The 14,951-nt window shown below is 70.3% G+C and carries 16 protein-coding genes; 7 read left to right on the top strand and 9 right to left on the bottom strand.

What is annotated here, in order from left to right; all coding sequences use genetic code 11:
* Position 1: 1 nt before the first annotated feature.
* The 5 genes from IG84_RS0124700 (at position 2) to IG84_RS0124680 (ending at position 3,752) form a co-directional block, all read left to right on the top strand.
* Positions 2-361 carry a nuclear transport factor 2 family protein gene (locus IG84_RS0124700; RefSeq protein ID WP_078649331.1) on the top strand — a complete coding sequence of 120 codons (360 nt, stop codon included), beginning with the start codon at positions 2-4 and terminating at the stop codon, positions 359-361.
* A 5-nt stretch (positions 362-366) separates the two neighbouring features.
* Positions 367-756: a hypothetical protein gene (locus tag IG84_RS0124695; protein WP_031061377.1), complete on the top strand. Its 390-nt coding sequence runs from the start codon at positions 367-369 to the stop codon at positions 754-756.
* Between the two features lie 19 nt (positions 757-775).
* Positions 776-1,096 carry an EthD family reductase gene (locus tag IG84_RS0124690; protein WP_031061374.1) on the top strand — a complete coding sequence of 107 codons (321 nt, stop codon included), beginning with the start codon at positions 776-778 and terminating at the stop codon, positions 1,094-1,096.
* Between the two features lie 74 nt (positions 1,097-1,170).
* Positions 1,171-2,706: a class I adenylate-forming enzyme family protein gene (locus IG84_RS0124685; RefSeq protein WP_031061370.1), complete on the top strand. Its 1,536-nt coding sequence runs from the start codon at positions 1,171-1,173 to the stop codon at positions 2,704-2,706.
* Positions 2,703-3,752: an MBL fold metallo-hydrolase gene (locus tag IG84_RS0124680; protein WP_031061366.1), complete on the top strand. Its 1,050-nt coding sequence runs from the start codon at positions 2,703-2,705 to the stop codon at positions 3,750-3,752. The genes IG84_RS0124685 and IG84_RS0124680 overlap by 4 nt, the downstream gene beginning before the upstream one ends.
* A 63-nt stretch (positions 3,753-3,815) precedes the next feature.
* On the opposite strand, the gene IG84_RS0124675 is transcribed toward IG84_RS0124680, so the two are convergent.
* The 3 genes from IG84_RS0124675 to IG84_RS0124665 are packed head-to-tail and all read right to left on the bottom strand — an operon-like array spanning position 3,816 to position 6,834.
* Positions 3,816-4,577 carry an SDR family NAD(P)-dependent oxidoreductase gene (locus IG84_RS0124675; protein WP_031061363.1) on the bottom strand — a complete coding sequence of 254 codons (762 nt, stop codon included), beginning with the start codon at positions 4,575-4,577 and terminating at the stop codon, positions 3,816-3,818.
* A 29-nt stretch (positions 4,578-4,606) separates the two neighbouring features.
* Positions 4,607-5,635 (bottom strand): phosphotransferase family protein, encoded by a 1,029-nt coding sequence (locus IG84_RS0124670; protein ID WP_031061360.1) that lies wholly within the window; start codon positions 5,633-5,635, stop codon positions 4,607-4,609.
* Positions 5,632-6,834: an acyl-CoA dehydrogenase family protein gene (locus IG84_RS0124665; protein ID WP_031061358.1), complete on the bottom strand. Its 1,203-nt coding sequence runs from the start codon at positions 6,832-6,834 to the stop codon at positions 5,632-5,634. The genes IG84_RS0124670 and IG84_RS0124665 overlap by 4 nt, the downstream gene beginning before the upstream one ends.
* 136 nt (positions 6,835-6,970) lie before the next feature.
* Between IG84_RS0124665 and IG84_RS0124660 the strand changes: the two genes are divergently transcribed.
* A complete protein-coding gene (locus IG84_RS0124660) occupies positions 6,971-7,606 on the top strand; it encodes a TetR/AcrR family transcriptional regulator (RefSeq protein WP_031061356.1) in 636 nt (211 codons plus the stop codon).
* A gap of 25 nt (positions 7,607-7,631) precedes the next feature.
* On the opposite strand, the gene IG84_RS0124655 is transcribed toward IG84_RS0124660, so the two are convergent.
* Positions 7,632-7,922 carry a hypothetical protein gene (locus IG84_RS0124655; RefSeq protein WP_037800832.1) on the bottom strand — a complete coding sequence of 97 codons (291 nt, stop codon included), beginning with the start codon at positions 7,920-7,922 and terminating at the stop codon, positions 7,632-7,634.
* 209 nt (positions 7,923-8,131) lie between these two features.
* Positions 8,132-8,599 carry an SAV_915 family protein gene (locus tag IG84_RS0124650; RefSeq protein WP_063761845.1) on the bottom strand — a complete coding sequence of 156 codons (468 nt, stop codon included), beginning with the start codon at positions 8,597-8,599 and terminating at the stop codon, positions 8,132-8,134.
* Positions 8,600-8,982: 383 nt separating this feature from the next.
* Here IG84_RS0124650 and IG84_RS39015 point away from each other — a divergent pair, with 383 nt between their 5' ends.
* Entirely contained in the window at positions 8,983-10,047 is a 1,065-nt protein-coding gene (locus IG84_RS39015; protein ID WP_051862340.1) for a trypsin-like serine peptidase, read from the top strand.
* Positions 10,048-10,107: 60 nt separating this feature from the next.
* On the opposite strand, the gene IG84_RS0124640 is transcribed toward IG84_RS39015, so the two are convergent.
* From IG84_RS0124640 to kdpA, 4 genes are all read right to left on the bottom strand, one after another.
* On the bottom strand, positions 10,108-10,320 hold the full coding sequence (locus IG84_RS0124640) for a hypothetical protein (protein ID WP_031061344.1): 213 nt from the start codon (positions 10,318-10,320) through the stop codon (positions 10,108-10,110).
* Between the two features lie 118 nt (positions 10,321-10,438).
* Positions 10,439-11,104 (bottom strand): potassium-transporting ATPase subunit C, encoded by a 666-nt coding sequence (locus IG84_RS0124635; RefSeq protein ID WP_031061342.1) that lies wholly within the window; start codon positions 11,102-11,104, stop codon positions 10,439-10,441.
* An 8-nt stretch (positions 11,105-11,112) separates the two neighbouring features.
* Positions 11,113-13,284: a potassium-transporting ATPase subunit KdpB gene (kdpB, locus tag IG84_RS0124630; protein WP_382467475.1), complete on the bottom strand. Its 2,172-nt coding sequence runs from the start codon at positions 13,282-13,284 to the stop codon at positions 11,113-11,115.
* Positions 13,281-14,945, bottom strand: coding sequence for a potassium-transporting ATPase subunit KdpA (gene kdpA / locus IG84_RS0124625; RefSeq protein ID WP_031061334.1), 1,665 nt, complete (start codon positions 14,943-14,945; stop codon positions 13,281-13,283). Before kdpA ends, kdpB begins: the two co-directional genes overlap by 4 nt.
* Between the last annotated feature and the right edge of the window lie 6 nt (positions 14,946-14,951).

Below are 14,951 nucleotides of genomic sequence, written 5' to 3'. Positions count from 1 at the left end.
CATGGCCGACGTGCTGCGCGACTACATGGCGCGGATGGACACCGACACCCCGGAGCGGGCACTGGACCTCCTCGTACCCGACTTCCGCTTTCGCATCGCCCTGCCGGGCCGGGAGGAGACGGGACGATCGAAGGGGGAGTTCGCCGCCTACATCGGGGGCCGCAACGCCGTCGAGCGGGAGCACAAGATCCTCCGGTACGCCTCCGACGGGGACCTGGAGACCGCGTACGGAGTGGTGATCGAGCGGGGGAAGCCCGTCGGATCGTTCATCTCGGCAGCCGTCGTCACCCCCGACGGGCGGATGGCGCGCTACCAGTCGTACTTCACCACGACATTCGACCTCATCGACCTGCCGGAGTGACAGACGTGACCGACACCGCCACCACCGCTCCCGTGCCCGCCCCGTTCCTGACCGCATGGTTCGAGATCCTCGACGGCGACCAGCCGGACAAGATCCTGGACCTGATCAGCGACGACTTCACCCTGTCGATCCTCTTCTCCACCGGCGACGGCAACGCGACCGACTTCGCCGGTGACCGCGCCGCGCTCGTCGGCTACCTCGACCAGCGTGAGCGCGGCACCCGCACCCACCACCTCCTGTCCGCCACGACGCTCGGCCAGGACGAACTCTTCCTCGGCGAGGTCCGGCGGGCCGGCGTACCGGAGGCGACCTTCGTCGCCGCCGGGCGGGTGGGTGACGACGGCCGGCTGCAGCGGCTGCTGATCGGCCGTTCGTCCGAAATCCGATTCAACTAACAGCGTACGGAGGGTAGTGATGTACAACCTCGTCCTGCTGGCAGCCCGGCCGCCCGAGTGGGCGCACGAGCGGTTCATCGACTGGTGGCGCGGCGACCACGCCGAGCTGACCTACCGCCTGCCCGGACTGCGCGCCTGGCGGCACACGGAGATCGACCAGGCACTGGAGCCGCGTTCCGAGGGCTGGGACGGGATCTCGGTGCTGAGTTTCGACTCCCCGGAGGATCTGAAGGACGCGCTCGCGAGCCCGCAGTGGGCCGAAGCCGTGGCGCAGGTCGGGGACATGAAGGGGCGGCGCATCGCGGTGATGGGCCACGAGGCGGAGCTGTTCACCGGCTGAGCCTCCCGGCTCGGCAGCAGGTGTTCGGTACAGAGTTCGGTACGGAGTTCGGCACAGCGTAGCGAGGAAGCGGCATGCGACAGGTAGTGCGGGAGTTCCAACAACGGGCCGGGCAGGCCGACTTCGTCGCCGTCAGCGACGACGCGGGCAGGCATACGGCGCGCGAGCTGCTCGCCGAGGCGGCGAGCCTTGCCGAAGAGCTGTTCCCCGGCGCGGCGCAGGGCGAGGGCGGCACCGTCATGGTCCAGGCCGACAACTCATGGCGCACCGTGGCCGCCACGCTGGCCGTGGGCCTGCGCGGAGGCGTCCTCGCCGTGGTCAACCGGCACACCACACGGACCGAGTTCGCCGCGGCGTTCGAGGACATCCGCCCGGATGCCGTCGTCGCCGAGTCCTCGGCCATCGAGGAATGGGACGTGCCGGATATCGTCCCGGGCCGGGCGGACCGCCCGGTCCTCGACGGCTGGACCGCCCACCGCACCAACGAAACCCCCGACATCTCGCGTTGGGCGGGTGGCGTCCTCATCGGTCTGACCTCGGGCTCGACAGGGAGACCCAAGGGTGTCGTGCAGTCCGAAGCGGCGCTGCGTTACGCAGGCGAGCGCACCGTCGAGATCAACGGCCTGGCCCGCGGTGACGCGGTGGCCGCCATCGTGCCGCTGTCGTCGACGGCCGCGTACTGCTTCGGCGCTTACCTGTCCCTTCTCCTGGGCGGACCGCTCGTCCTCACGGCCAAGTGGGACCGGGCGCTCGCCCTGCGGCGGATGGCCGAGGAACAGGTGCGCTGGACCATGTGCGTACCGACCATGGCGCTGCAGATGGGCGCGGAAGCCGCCGGATCCGGCATCCTGGCCGGCGTCCGGGCGATCACCGTGGGCGGCGGCCCCATGGACCGCGGCGCCCTGGCCCGCGCCGAGCGGTCCCTGGGCACGAAGATCCTGCGAGTCTTCGGCATGTCCGAGTGCCTGGGCCACACCTCCCCGCGCCCCGATGACCCCGAAGAGCTGCGCCTGGGGCGGGACGGCCGCCCCTTCCCGGGCACCCGGCTGCGGGCGGTCACCCCGGACGGCGCGGAAGCCGGTCCGTGCGTCACGGGACGGGCGCAGGTACGCGGCCCCTCGCTGTTCCTCGGCTACGCGCGCGAAGGCCGCGTCGAGCCACCGGAGCTGACCGAGGACGGCTACTTCCCCACAGGGGATCTGCTGCTCACGCACGAGGACGGCACCGTCAGCATCATGGGCCGCGAGAAGGACGTCATCATCCGAGGCGGCCGCAACATCGACATCACCGAGATCGAGCGGGCGGTGGCCGGATACCCACGAGTGGCCCGGGCCTGCGTCGCCGCCGTCCCGGACGAGGTGCTCGGCGAGCGGGTCGCGCTGCTCGTCGTCACCGAGGACGGCGCCGGCATCACCCTGCCGGAGATCACCGGCCACCTGGAGGGCCTCGGCCTGTCCAAGACAAAATGGCCCGAATTCGTGTACGGCGTCGAAGAGCTGCCGCAGACCAAGGTCGGGAAACTCGACCGGTCCGGGGCCCGCGACCTGGCCCGGCGGCTCCGCGGCGACACGTTCCACGGTGGCACAGCAGCAAGTGAGGGAGCGTCATGACGCAGAGGTTCGATCAGGGTCCGTGGGCCGCCGCAGGAGTCCAGACCGTACAGCCCGGGGTGCACCGAGTACCGCTGCCGCTGCCCAACGACGGCCTGCACGCCGTCAATGTCTACCTGCTGGAGAACCTGGCGGACGACGACGGCATCGTCATGATCGATGGCGGCTGGGCGATCCCCGAGGCGCGCAAGGCGCTCGAGGAGGCCATGGCCGCCATCGGCCGCGACCTCGGGGACATCAGTCACATCCTGGTCACGCACATCCACCGCGACCACTACACCAACGCCGTGGAGCTGCGCCGGCTGCTCGGCTCGCGCGTGTACCTGGGCGCGGGGGAGCGGCCGGGCCTGGAGATGCTCCACCGGCTGGGCAGCGACGAACCCGCCGGATCGGTGGCGACGCTCCGTCAGGCGGGAGCAGGTGAACTGGCGGACCAGATTCAGCAGTTGGACCACGGCGGCTACGATCCGGCCGTGTGGGAGGCTCCCGACCGCTGGCTCGGCGCGGAAACGCTCAGCTTCGGCGGGGACGGCGGCGGAACGCTGAAGGTCGTCCCCACGCCCGGTCACACCACGGGACACGTGGTCTTCCTCGACGAACAACGCGGACTGCTGTTCTCCGGGGACCATGTCCTTCCCCACATCACCCCGTCCATCGGCTTCGAGCTGGCGGAGCCCGGCGGCCGCCCGCTCGCCGACTACCTGGACTCGCTGCACTTGATGACGCGGTACGCCGACGCCCGTCTGCTGCCCGCGCACGGACCGGTCGCCGACAGTGCGCACACCCGTGTCGCCGAACTCCTCACGCATCACGACAACCGGCTCGCGCAGAGTCTGAAGGCGCTCGGTGACGCCACACGGGACGCGCACGAGGTGGCGCGCCAACTGGGCTGGACGCGCAGGGAAATGCCGTTCGGTGACCTCAGCGCGTTCAACCAGATGCTCGCCATCAACGAGACGGCGGCACACCTGGACGTCCTGGTGCTGCGCGGGAAGGCCACCGTGTCCTTCGTCGACGGGGTGAACCAGTACACGCGCGTGCGCTGAGTTCAGCCGGGGGAAACGGGAGCGGGGCGCGGCAACTGCCGCGCCCCGCTCGCCTGTTCACGGTCAGCGCGCCGTCCAGCCACCGTCGACGTACACCTCGGAGCCGGTCACGAAACTCGCGTCGTCGGACGCCAGGAACGCCACCGCTCCGGAGACCTCCTCCGGCCGGCCCAGACGTCCCATGGGGGTGCCCTCCAGCATCGCGGTGTGCCGGGGCGTGCCGCGCCACAGCTCACGGGAGAGCGGCGTCTCGATGAAGCCGGGGTGGACCGAGTTGACGCGCACCCCGCGGGCGGCCCAGTGCAGGGCCGCGTTCTTCGTCATCAGGCGGACCGCTCCCTTCGCGGCGTGGTACGAGAACTGGCTGCCGAAGCCGCCGACCGTGCTGAAGATCGAGGCGATGTTGACGATCGAGCCGCCCCCCGTCCGCTCGATCGCGGGCCCGCCGTGCTTCATGCCGAGCCAGACCCCTTTCTGGGTGACCGCGACGACCTTGTCCCAGGATTCCTGGGTCTCCGTCTCCACGGTCCTCATCTCGGCGATGCCCGCGTTGTTGACGAGCACGGACAGGCCGCCCAGCTCCTCGACGACCCGCGCGACCGCCGCGCTCCACGCTTCTTCGTCGCTGACGTCGAGGGCGAGCCCGAGCGCCCGTGCGCCGGCGTCGGTCGTCAGCTCCTTCGCCAGGGCGTTGCAGCGGTCGGCGTCCACGTCGGTCACCACGACGGTGGCGCCTTCGGCGGCCAGCCGGTGCGACACGGCGGTGCCTATGCCGCCCGTGGCACCGGTGACCAGGGCCACCTGTCCGGACAGTCGGTGCTGCACGTCTCCTCCTTCGGTACGCACGACGGTGGTCACGCCAGCAGCTCGAGGCCCGAGCGCAGCAGTGCGGGGACCGCGGAGCCGACGTGTTCGAAACCGGTGCCGACGGTCTGTCCCGCGAGATAGCGGGCGTGGATGCCCTCGGCGATCACGGCGAGCTTGAAGCAGCCGAGCGCCTGGTAGAAGGCGAGGGAGCCGATGTCGCGGCCGGACAACGCGGCGTACCGCTCGGCGAGTTCGCGGCCGGCCGGGAAGCCGGGGTTGGCGGTCGGGACGTGGCGCGCCCCGAGGACCGGCTCGCAGGCCGGATCCCAGTACATCAGGAGCATCCCGAGGTCGGCGAGCGGATCGCCGAGCGTGGCCATCTCCCAGTCGACGATCGCCGCGATCCGTCCGACGTCGCCGGGAGCCAGGATCGTGTTGTCCAGCCGGTAGTCGCCGTGCACGATCGCCGAGGTGCCGCTCACCGGGAGGGAGGTGGTGAGCCGGCCGTACAGGGCGTCGAGGCCGGACAGCTCCCGGGTGGCGACCTTGTCCCACTGGCCCCGCCACCGGCGCACCTGCCGTTCCAGGTAGCCCTCGGGGCGGCCGAAGCCACCGAGCCCGGCGTCGACGGCATCCACCGAATGCAGCTCCACCAGGGCGTCGACGAGCGCCTCGGCGCTGCGGCGGGCGTCCCCGGGGGACAGCGCGGCGGCCGCCTCGCCGTCGCGCAGCACCGTGCCCTCGACGAAGTCGACGACACAGAACGGCGCCCCGATCACCTCCGGGTCCGTGCACGAGAGCACCGCGCGGGCGACCGGCACGCCGGTCCCGCCGAGCGCGGACACGACCCGGAACTCCCGGCCCATGTCGTGCGCCGTCGGCGTCAGCACCCCCAGCGGCGGCCGACGCAGCACCCAGCGGTGAGTACCGTCCGTCACCTCGTACGTGAGATTGGAACGCCCGCCCTGCAACAGGCGAAGACTCAACTCGCCCGCGCACTCGGGCACATGACGCGCGAAGTAACGCTGCAACGCGGCCATGTCCACGCCGGCCACAGCCGCCCCGGTCCCGGTCATCGCGTTTCCCTCCGCTCCGTCGCGGCCCGCACCGCCCGCTTGGCGATCGCCCAGCGGTGGGTCTCGGACGGGCCGTCGTAGATACGGAAGGGACGGACTTCGCGGTACAGCCGCGACAGCGGGGCGTCCCCCGAGATGCCGAGCGCGCCGCACACCTGGACGGCACGGTCGACCACACGGCCCACCGCCTCGGAGACGTACGTCTTGGCGATCGAGGTGTGCTGGGCGGCCGAACGCCCCTGGTCCAGTTCCCAGCAGGCCCGCCACAGCACCGCGCGGCCGGTCTCGATGTCGATCTCCGAGTCCGCCAACAACTGCTGCACCATGCCTAGTTCGGCCAGTTTTCCGCCGAACGCCGAACGGTCCGCCGCGCGCTCCAGGGCGACGTCCTGCGCCCTGCGCGCCACGCCGAGCCAGCGCATGCAGTGCGTCATGCGCGCGGGACCGAGGCGCACCTGGGCATAGCGGAAGCCCTCGTCCACCTCGCCCAGGACGGCGCTGTCCGGCACCTCGCAGCCTTCGAAGACGACCTCGCTGTGCCCGCCGAACAGACCGTGGTCCAAGGTGTCGATATTGCGGACGATCTTCATGCCCGGGTTGTCGGAGTCGACCAGGAACATGGTCGCGCCGCCCGGGTCACCCGGGCCGCCGCTGGTGCGGGCCACGCAGATGGCGAACGCCGCCCCGTCGGCCCCGCTGATGAACCACTTGCGGCCGTCGATCCGCCAGCCACCGCTGGTCCTCGTGGCCACGGTCGCCAGCGCGCGCGGATCGGAGCCGGCGCCCGGCGCCGGCTCGGTCATCGCGAAGCAGGAACGCACCTCACCCGCGGCGAGCGGCCGCAGATACCGCGCCTTCTGCTCTTCGGTGGCCACCACTTCGAGCAGATGCATATTGCCCTCGTCGGGCGCCGCGCAGTTGAGCGCGAGGGGACCGAGAAGGGAGTAACCGGCTGCCTCGAACACGACCGCCTGCCCGCGCAGATCGAGCCGGAGCCCGCCGAATTCCTCGCCGACATGCGGAGCGAACACCCCGGCCGCCCGGGCCCCTTCCTGCAGCCGCCGCCGCAGCGGCTCCGGCCCGGCGTGGACGTCCCCGTCGCACGCCCGCTCCTCGGGTATCACCACGTCCCGAACGAACTCCGCGGTGCGCCGTGCGATGCCGGCGACCCGCTCGTCGATCTCGAAGCTGATGGACACGTCTCTCCCCTGATCTTGGCTACTGACCATTAGCCATGACATGGCCGAGCAGGGTGCGGTGTCAAGGGTTCGGTCTATAGTGGCTGCTCAGGAGTGGCATGGCTGGCTAATCAGCAATAGCTGGAGGAGGGGACACGTGACTGAATCCCCACGTGAGGCATACGAGCGGCCGCATCGGCCGCCCCGCGCCGAGGGGACGCCCGCGGCCGATCGCCGGGCGGGGATCCGCGAGGCCGCGCTGAGGCTGTTCGCCGAGCAGGGCTACCGGTCCACGACCATGACCGACATCGGAGCCGCCGTCGGCATCCGCGGCCCGAGCCTGTACAAGCACGTGACGTCCAAGCACGACCTCCTCGCCGAGATCATGATCGGCACGATGGAGCAGCTCATCGCGGACAACTCGGCGGCGGTGGCGGGCGTGGACGATGTGCGCGAGCAGCTCCGCCGCTCCGTGGAGGCGCACATTCGCTATCACGCGCGCCACCGCCTGGAGGCATTCGTCGGCAATCGCGAGATCGGCAGCCTGGAACAGCCCGACCAGGCGCGGGTGCTCGCCCGCCGCAGCGACTATGAGACCCGCTTCCGTGAGCTCATCGAACGGGGTGCGGACGAGGGCGTCTTCCGTGTCCCTGCGGCCAGGATCGCCTCGTACTCCATCCTCGACATGGGTATTGGCGTGTCGAGCTGGTTCCGCGAGGGAGGGGAGTTCACCGTCGATCAACTCGCCTACCAGTACGGTGACATCGCGCTGCGCATCGTGGGAGCGCCGTAGCGGGCGCTGCGTTGTGGGCTCCGGGTCAGGTGCTGAGTAGCCAGATGAGGGTGACGGTGCCGATGAGGCCGATGGCGCCGAGGGCGGTGCCGGCGAGGGCGGTCCACAGGCGGCCGGCGCCGCGCCGGGCGTGGTGGATGCCCGTCGCGCCGAGGGTGACGGCGAGGGCTCCGGCGATGATCGTCCATGGAAGCGTGACGAACACGAGCGGGGGCACCCATGCGCCTATCGCGGAGAAGGCGCCGAGGACGAGTGCGGTGGGACCCAGGGCGACGGCGGGTGTGTCGGTCGGGTTGGGTGCGGTCGGCTCAGCCATGACGTGCTCCCCCCTTTTTTTGAACGAGTTCAAATCGTTCCGATCGTACCGCCTCCCCTCCAGCGACAGCGCGCCCGGCCCGGTGACCGCCGCCAGTCGGTATCGGTCACCGGGATCGGGCGCCGTGGCCAGGGTGGACAGGCGGTTGACTCCTTACCTGCGCAGGCCCGCCCAGGCTCCAGCCGTTCTCGGCCGGCCGGATGTCGTCCTTACGCGGTCTTCGCGCCGACGGTCCCGGTCTTCACGAGATGTTGGCGGATGGCGATCGCATGCAGCGCCGTGGCCATATCCGAGCGCGCCGGCAGCGTCGTGGTCACCTCCGAGCGCTTCCGGGCACCGCGCCGGATGGTGAGGGGAAGCCGCGGGGCCGCGGCACGTGCGCTCGGTGCCGCGGTGGAGGCCGCGAGCGAGGGGTTCAGCAGGAGTCGCGTGATGCCCAGCGGGACGGTCAGGGCTCGCAGGGCCGGCTCCGAGAGCTTGATCCACGCCTGGCCGGGGCCGAGCGTGCTGACGAGCTGCTGCAGGGTGGTGAAGCCGACGGCGGTACGTTCGCCGAGCGGCGTACGGAACAGGCGGGCCGCGTATCCGGCAGGCCCGGGCCGGACGGGTACGTACAGTGCTCCCGCCCGGCCCTGGCCACGCGCTTCCGGCTCTTCGGCCGGTGAGACGTCTGACATGGCATTTCCTCCTTGAGGAGCTGGGGTCCTCCGGGGCGCGCCAGAAACCATGTGCCCGCTGGAGCGGAAAAACGTACGCATCCTGACGCCTTGCTGACGAAATCCCGGATTCGGTGACGGAGTGCTGATGCACCCTTGCGGTGCGCGAACCTCTGGGGAGGGCTTCCTGTGGATGAGCGGCCTCTTCTGAGCGGCCTCCCGCACGGTCGCGTACGGTGGGAGAGCGGCAGCCCGTTCGCGGCCCGGCGCTGTCAACCCCCGGCAGTCGGCCAGAATTCGGGCGGAATAAGCCCTGCTGGTATTGTCCCGTTCATGACATGACGGGGGCATGATCTCCTCGCGGCATGAGACCAGCCGGAAGCATCAGGATCACCGTCGCTGCCATGGCCGCCTCAGCCTTACTGGCCGCCCTCGGCAGCACCGCACAGGCCGCCGGACCCGGTGCCGCCGAGGGCACCCGCCTTCCCGGAGTACACGTCGACCGCGACACCGCGAAGTCCAGTACGGTACGCGCCTACTGGACACCCGAGCGCAGAGCCGAGGCGATGGCCCACCCCGCCGACGCGGGCACCGCCCACGAGTCCGCCACGCGGCAGAAGAGAACCCCGACCGACGGGGCCGACCTGCCCGATGTGTCGATGTCCGCCGGTCCGACGCTCCCGAAGGGCGCCGCCGGGGACGCGGAGCGGAACGCGCGGGCGGCTGCCGACGACCCCGAGCTGTCCCGGTCGCTGCGCACGCCGTTCCCGCACCGGTCCCCGTGGCGGCAGACCGGACTCCTCCTGTTCCAGCAGGCCAACGGTAAGCCCGCACAGTGCACGGCGTCGGTCATCACGCACGACAACCGCTCCATGCTGTGGACCGCCGCGCACTGCCTCTACGACAAGGAGAGCGGCGGCTGGACCAAGAACAGCATCTTCCTGCCCGGTTCCCGGGGCGGCGACGACCCGTACGGCGGGTGGGTCAAGGACTACTCCGTCGTCCCCCAGCAGTGGATCGACGAACCCGACTACCGCTACGCGGACATGGGCGCCATGGTCGTCAAGAAGGACGCACAGCGCGGTTACCTCCAGGACGAGGTCGGCGCCTACGGGTATGAGTTCCGCTCCAACTCCCCGGACAACGACCTCGTCTTCTCCCTCGGCTACCCCGGCCGCGGCTACAACCGGCCGGACAGCGACTTCAGCGGCGAGGACCAGATGTACTGCGCCGGTGACACCGTGGACGCCTCCGAGTGGAACCCGCTGGACGAGCGGCTTCAGATGGACTGCGACATGGGCGGCGGCGCTTCCGGCGGCCCGATGGTCAAGAACCTGGTCAGCGCGCCGCAGATCGTCGGCACCAACAGCCACCGCAACGTGGACTCGTCCGGCAACTACACGGACAACCACCTGTTCTCCTCCGAACACGGCGCACAGGCCGCCGCCGTGTACCAGGCCGTCGAGTAACCACCCTTTCCAGTCAGGGAGTTGCAGTGGCCCCGGGAGTTTCAGGCAGAGGAAGTGCCCCTACTTGAACTCCCTGGGCCCGTCGTGGCGCAGGACCTCCCGCAGCTCCTGCTCCGACATCCACGACTCCCGCTCGGCCTGCGTCGGCCGCTTCACGACGGCCCCGCCGCCGTCCCTCGGAGACGTGTGAAAAGCGGTGAGGACCGCGACCCCGGCGGACGCGGCCAGGGCTCCCGCGAGGAGCCGCCGCGTACCCGGTTTCCAGTGGCGCATCGCATCTCCTGTGCGTCGGATGCGTCCAGGATGCCGTCTCCCGGCAGTACTCGTGAAGGGCCGGCCCGTCAGCCCGGCGGTGTGACGACGAGATCGGCCAGTTTCCCCCACGGTCAGCTCAGCTACCCGTCAGGTCCCGCAGCGCCTCGTTGAGTTGGAGGACGTTGACCCGCGGTTCACCCATGAAGCCGGCGATGCGGCCCTCGGTGTGGTCCTCGACCAGCCCGGCCACCCGGGCGACCGGGAGGTGATTGCGCTCCGCGACGCGGTGGACCTGGAGCCGGGCGTACTGCGGGGAGATGTCCGGGTCCAGGCCGGAGCCGGAGGAGGTGACCGCGTCGGCGGGGACTTGGGAGGGGCGTACGCGATAGCCCGGCACCGAGTTGTCGCGTACGACCGCGGCCTTGGCGTCCTTGACCCAGGTCAGCAGCTCCGGGTTGTCGGCGGAGCGGTTGGTGGCGCCGGAGAGGAGCAGCTTGTACTGGGTGTTGACGGTGTTGGTGCCGAGGCCGTGGGAAGGGCGGGGCTGGAACCACTTGAGGTCCGGCCGCGGGGTTTCCCGGCCTTTGGCGAGCGGCAAGTCGTAGCGCTGCCCGATCAGTTCGGAACCGACGACCTTGCCGTCGGCCTTGATTTCCGAGCCGTTGGCCCGGTGGGGGAAGAGGCCCTGGGCGATGCCGGTGACCGCGAGCGGGTAGAGCACGCCGCACACGACGGTCAGGAGCAGAAGGGCGCGCAGGCCCGCGCCGACGAGCCGGGCGGTGTGGGTGACCGAGTTGTTCATGACCGTGATCAGCCGATTCCGGGGATGAGGGAGAGAAGCAGGTCGATGAGTTTGATGCCGAGGAAGGGGGCGACGAGGCCGCCGAGCCCGTAGATCCCGAGGTTGCGGCGGAGCATTCTGTCCGCGCCGGCCGGCCGGTACTGGACGCCCTTCAGGGCCAGCGGTACCAGCGCGATGATGATCAGCGCGTTGAAGATGACGGCGGAGAGGATCGCGGAGTCGGGAGAGGACAGCCGCATGATGTTGAGCTTGTCCAGGCCGGGGTACACCGCGGCGAACAGTGCCGGGATGATCGCGAAGTACTTGGCGACGTCGTTGGCGATCGAGAAGGTCGTCAGCGCGCCCCGGGTGATGAGGAGTTGCTTGCCGATCTCGACGATCTCGATGAGCTTCGTCGGGTTGGAGTCGAGGTCGACCATGTTGCCGGCCTCCTTGGCGGCGGAGGTGCCGGTGTTCATGGCCACGCCCACGTCCGCCTGGGCCAGCGCCGGGGCGTCGTTCGTACCGTCGCCCGTCATCGCGACCAGCTTGCCGCCCGCCTGCTCCCGCTTGATCAGGGCCATCTTGTCCTCAGGCGTGGCCTCGGCGAGGAAGTCGTCCACACCCGCCTCGTCCGCGATGGCCTTCGCGGTCAGCGGGTTGTCACCCGTGATCATGACAGTCTTGATGCCCATCCGGCGCAGCTCCTCGAACCGCTCCCGCATCCCCTCCTTGACCACGTCCTTGAGGTGAATGACACCCAACACCCGCGCCCCGTCGGCGCCTTCGACAGCGACCAGCAGGGGCGTGCCGCCCGCCTCCGAGATGGAGTTCGCGATCTCTTCGGCGTCCTCGGGAACCGTGCCACCCTGTTCCCTGACCCAGGTGAGGACCGAACCGGCCGCTCCCTTACGGATGCGGCGCCCGTCGACGTCGACGCCCGACATACGGGTCTGCGCGGTGAAGGCGATCCACTCCGCGTGCGCCAGATCCGCCTGAGTGCGCTCGCGCAGCCCGTACTTCTCCTTGGCCAGCACGACCACGGAGCGGCCTTCGGGGGTCTCGTCGGCCAGCGAGGAGAGCTGGGCGGCGCTCGCGACCTCGGCGGCGGTGGTACCGCGTACGGGGACGAACTCGGCGGCCCGGCGGTTGCCGAGGGTGATGGTGCCGGTCTTGTCCAGCAGGAGGGTGGAGACGTCGCCCGCGGCCTCGACGGCGCGCCCGGACATCGCCAGGACATTGCGCTGGACGAGGCGGTCCATGCCGGCGATGCCGATCGCGGAGAGCAGTGCGCCGATCGTGGTCGGGATGAGGCAGACCAGCAGGGCCACCAGGACGACCATGGTCAGATGCGTGCCCGCGTACGACGCGAACGGCGGCAGGGTGGCCACGGCGAGCAGGAAGACGATCGTGAGGGACGCGAGCAGGATGTTCAGCGCGATCTCGTTGGGTGTCTTCTGCCGGGCCGCGCCCTCGACCAGATTGATCATCCGGTCGATGAAGGTCTCGCCGGGCTTCGCCGTGATCCTGATGACGATGCGGTCGGACAGTACCTTCGTACCGCCGGTGACCGCGGACCGGTCGCCGCCGGACTCCCGGATGACCGGCGCCGATTCGCCCGTGATCGCGGACTCGTCGACCGATGCCACGCCCTCGACGACGTCGCCGTCACCGGGGATGATGTCGCCCGCCTCGCACACCACCCGGTCGCCGACGCGCAGTTCGGTACCGGGGACGCGCTCCTCCGTGTCACCGGCGAGGCGGCGGGCCACGGTGTCGGTCTTGGCCCTGCGCAGGGTGTCCGCCTGCGCCTTGCCGCGGCCCTCGGCCACGGCCTCCGCCAGGTTGGCGAAGAGGACGGTCAGCCAGAGCCAGGCGCTGATCGTCCAGCCGAACCAGTCACCGGGGTCCGTGCAGGCGAACACGGTGGTCAGCACCGAGCCGACCAGGACCACGAACATCACGGGCGACTTCACCATGATGCGCGGGTCGAGCTTGCGTACCGCGTCCGGCAGCGACTTCACCAACTGCCCGGGAGCGAACAGACCGGCGCCGACGCGCCCTTGGCCCTCGTGTCCGGTCGGCGGATCCTGGCGCGGCGCGCGGGTGGGCGGGGCGGTGGGCAGGAGGGCTTCTTGCTGCGTGGTGCCGGCTGCTTGCCTCGTGGTGTCGAGTTCTTGGTTTGTGGTGTCGGTGGTCATGACGCCAGTCCTTCGGCGAGCGGGCCCAGCGCGAGGGCGGGGAAGTAGGTCAGGCCGGTGATGATCAGGATCGAGCCGACCAGCAGGCCGGTGAACAGCGGTTTCTCCGTACGGAGGGTGCCCGCGGTCTCGGGGACGGGCTGCTGCTCGGCGAGCGAGCCGGCCAGCGCGAGGACGAAGACCATCGGCAGGAAGCGGCCGAGGAGCATGGCGAGTCCGATGGTGGTGTTGAACCACGGGGTGTCGGCGTTGAGCCCGGCGAAGGCCGAACCGTTGTTGTTGGCGCCGGAGGTGTAGGCGTACAGGATCTCCGTGAAGCCATGTGCTCCGGTGTTGGCCATGGAGTGCGGCGGGGTGGGCAGGGCCATCGCGGCGGCGGTGAAGCACAGCACCAGCGCCGGAGTGATGAGGATGTAGCAGGCGGCCAGCTTGATCTGCCGCGTGCCGATCTTCTTGCCCAGGTACTCCGGTGTCCGGCCGACCATCAGGCCCGCGAGGAACACCGCGATGATCGCCATGATCAGCATCCCGTACAGCCCGGAGCCCACGCCGCCGGGCGCGATCTCGCCCAGCTGCATGCCCAGCAGGGTGAGGCCGCCGCCGAAGCCCGTGAGGGAGGAGTGGAAGGCGTCCACGGCACCGGTCGAGGTGAGCGTGGTGGAGACCGCGAAGAGGGAGGAGCCGCCGATGCCGAAGCGGGTCTCCTTGCCCTCCATCGCAGCGCCCGCGGCCTGCAGCGCCGGGCCGCCGTGGTGGAACTCCGTCCACATCATCAGCGCCACGAAGCCCACCCAGATGACGCCCATCGTGGCGAGCAGCGCGTAACCCTGCCTGAGCGAGCCGACCATCCGCCCGAACGTGCGCGTCAGGGCGAAGGGGAGGAGCAGGATCAGGAAGACCTCGAAGAGGTTGGTGAAGCCGTTGGGGTTCTCGAAGGGATGGGCGCTGTTGGCGTTGGCGAGGCCGCCGCCGTTGGTGCCCAGCTCCTTGATGACCTCCTGCGAGGCGTAGGCACCGCCCTGCCACTGCTGGTGACCGCCCAGGAACTGGCCGACCTCGTGAATGCCGGCGAAGTTCTGGATCGCACCGCACGCGACCAGGACGATCGCGCCGATGACGGACAGAGGCAGCAGGATGCGCACGGTGCCGCGCACCAAGTCGGCCCAGAAGTTGCCCAGTTCGCCGGTGCGGGACCGTGCGAAGCCGCGTACGAGGGCCACGGCGACGGCCATGCCGACCGCCGCCGAGACGAAGTTCTGCACCGCCAGGCCGCCGGTCTGCACGACGTGGCCCATGGCCTGTTCGCCCGCGTACGACTGCCAGTTGGTGTTGGAGACGAAGGAGGCGGCGGTGTTGAACGCCTGGTCCGGGTCGATCGAGGCGAAGCCGAGCGAGCCGGGCAGGGAGCCCTGCAGCCGCTGCAGCAGGTACAGGAGGAGGACGCCCGCCGCGGAGAAGGCCAGCACCCCGCGCAGGTACGCGGGCCAGCGCATCGCCGTGTCCGGGTGGGCGCCGATGCCCTTGTAGATCCACTTCTCCACCCGCAGGTGGCGCGGGGAGGAGTAGACCCGGGCCATGTAGTCACCGAGCGGGCGGTACGCGAGCGCCAGCGCGGCCATCAGTGCCAGCAGCTGGAGCACGCCGGCAAGTACGGGGCTCATGTCGCG

It is taken from the genome of Streptomyces ochraceiscleroticus, assembly GCF_000720485.1.
GTDB lineage: Bacteria > Actinomycetota > Actinomycetes > Streptomycetales > Streptomycetaceae > Streptomyces > Streptomyces ochraceiscleroticus.
The sequence above is the reverse complement of the archived record's forward strand: the minus strand, read 5'-3'. Positions and strand labels throughout refer to the sequence as shown.

What these genes read in the sequence shown, in the direction of transcription:
- IG84_RS0124690 (WP_031061374.1), top strand. Translation starts at nt 776, where the DNA reads ATGTACAACCTCGTCCTGCTGGCAGCCCGGCCGCCCGAGTGGGCGCAC.
- IG84_RS0124635 (WP_031061342.1), bottom strand. Translation starts at nt 11,104, where the DNA reads ATGAACAACTCGGTCACCCACACCGCCCGGCTCGTCGGCGCGGGCCTG.
- IG84_RS0124685 (WP_031061370.1), top strand. Translation starts at nt 1,171, where the DNA reads ATGCGACAGGTAGTGCGGGAGTTCCAACAACGGGCCGGGCAGGCCGAC.
- kdpA (WP_031061334.1), bottom strand. Translation starts at nt 14,945, where the DNA reads ATGAGCCCCGTACTTGCCGGCGTGCTCCAGCTGCTGGCACTGATGGCC.
- IG84_RS39015 (WP_051862340.1), top strand. Translation starts at nt 8,983, where the DNA reads ATGGCCGCCTCAGCCTTACTGGCCGCCCTCGGCAGCACCGCACAGGCC.
- IG84_RS0124650 (WP_063761845.1), bottom strand. Translation starts at nt 8,599, where the DNA reads ATGTCAGACGTCTCACCGGCCGAAGAGCCGGAAGCGCGTGGCCAGGGC.
- IG84_RS0124700 (WP_078649331.1), top strand. Translation starts at nt 2, where the DNA reads ATGGCCGACGTGCTGCGCGACTACATGGCGCGGATGGACACCGACACC.
- IG84_RS0124655 (WP_037800832.1), bottom strand. Translation starts at nt 7,922, where the DNA reads ATGGCTGAGCCGACCGCACCCAACCCGACCGACACACCCGCCGTCGCC.
- IG84_RS0124670 (WP_031061360.1), bottom strand. Translation starts at nt 5,635, where the DNA reads ATGACCGGGACCGGGGCGGCTGTGGCCGGCGTGGACATGGCCGCGTTG.
- IG84_RS0124640 (WP_031061344.1), bottom strand. Translation starts at nt 10,320, where the DNA reads ATGCGCCACTGGAAACCGGGTACGCGGCGGCTCCTCGCGGGAGCCCTG.
- IG84_RS0124680 (WP_031061366.1), top strand. Translation starts at nt 2,703, where the DNA reads ATGACGCAGAGGTTCGATCAGGGTCCGTGGGCCGCCGCAGGAGTCCAG.
- kdpB (WP_382467475.1), bottom strand. Translation starts at nt 13,284, where the DNA reads ATGACCACCGACACCACAAACCAAGAACTCGACACCACGAGGCAAGCA.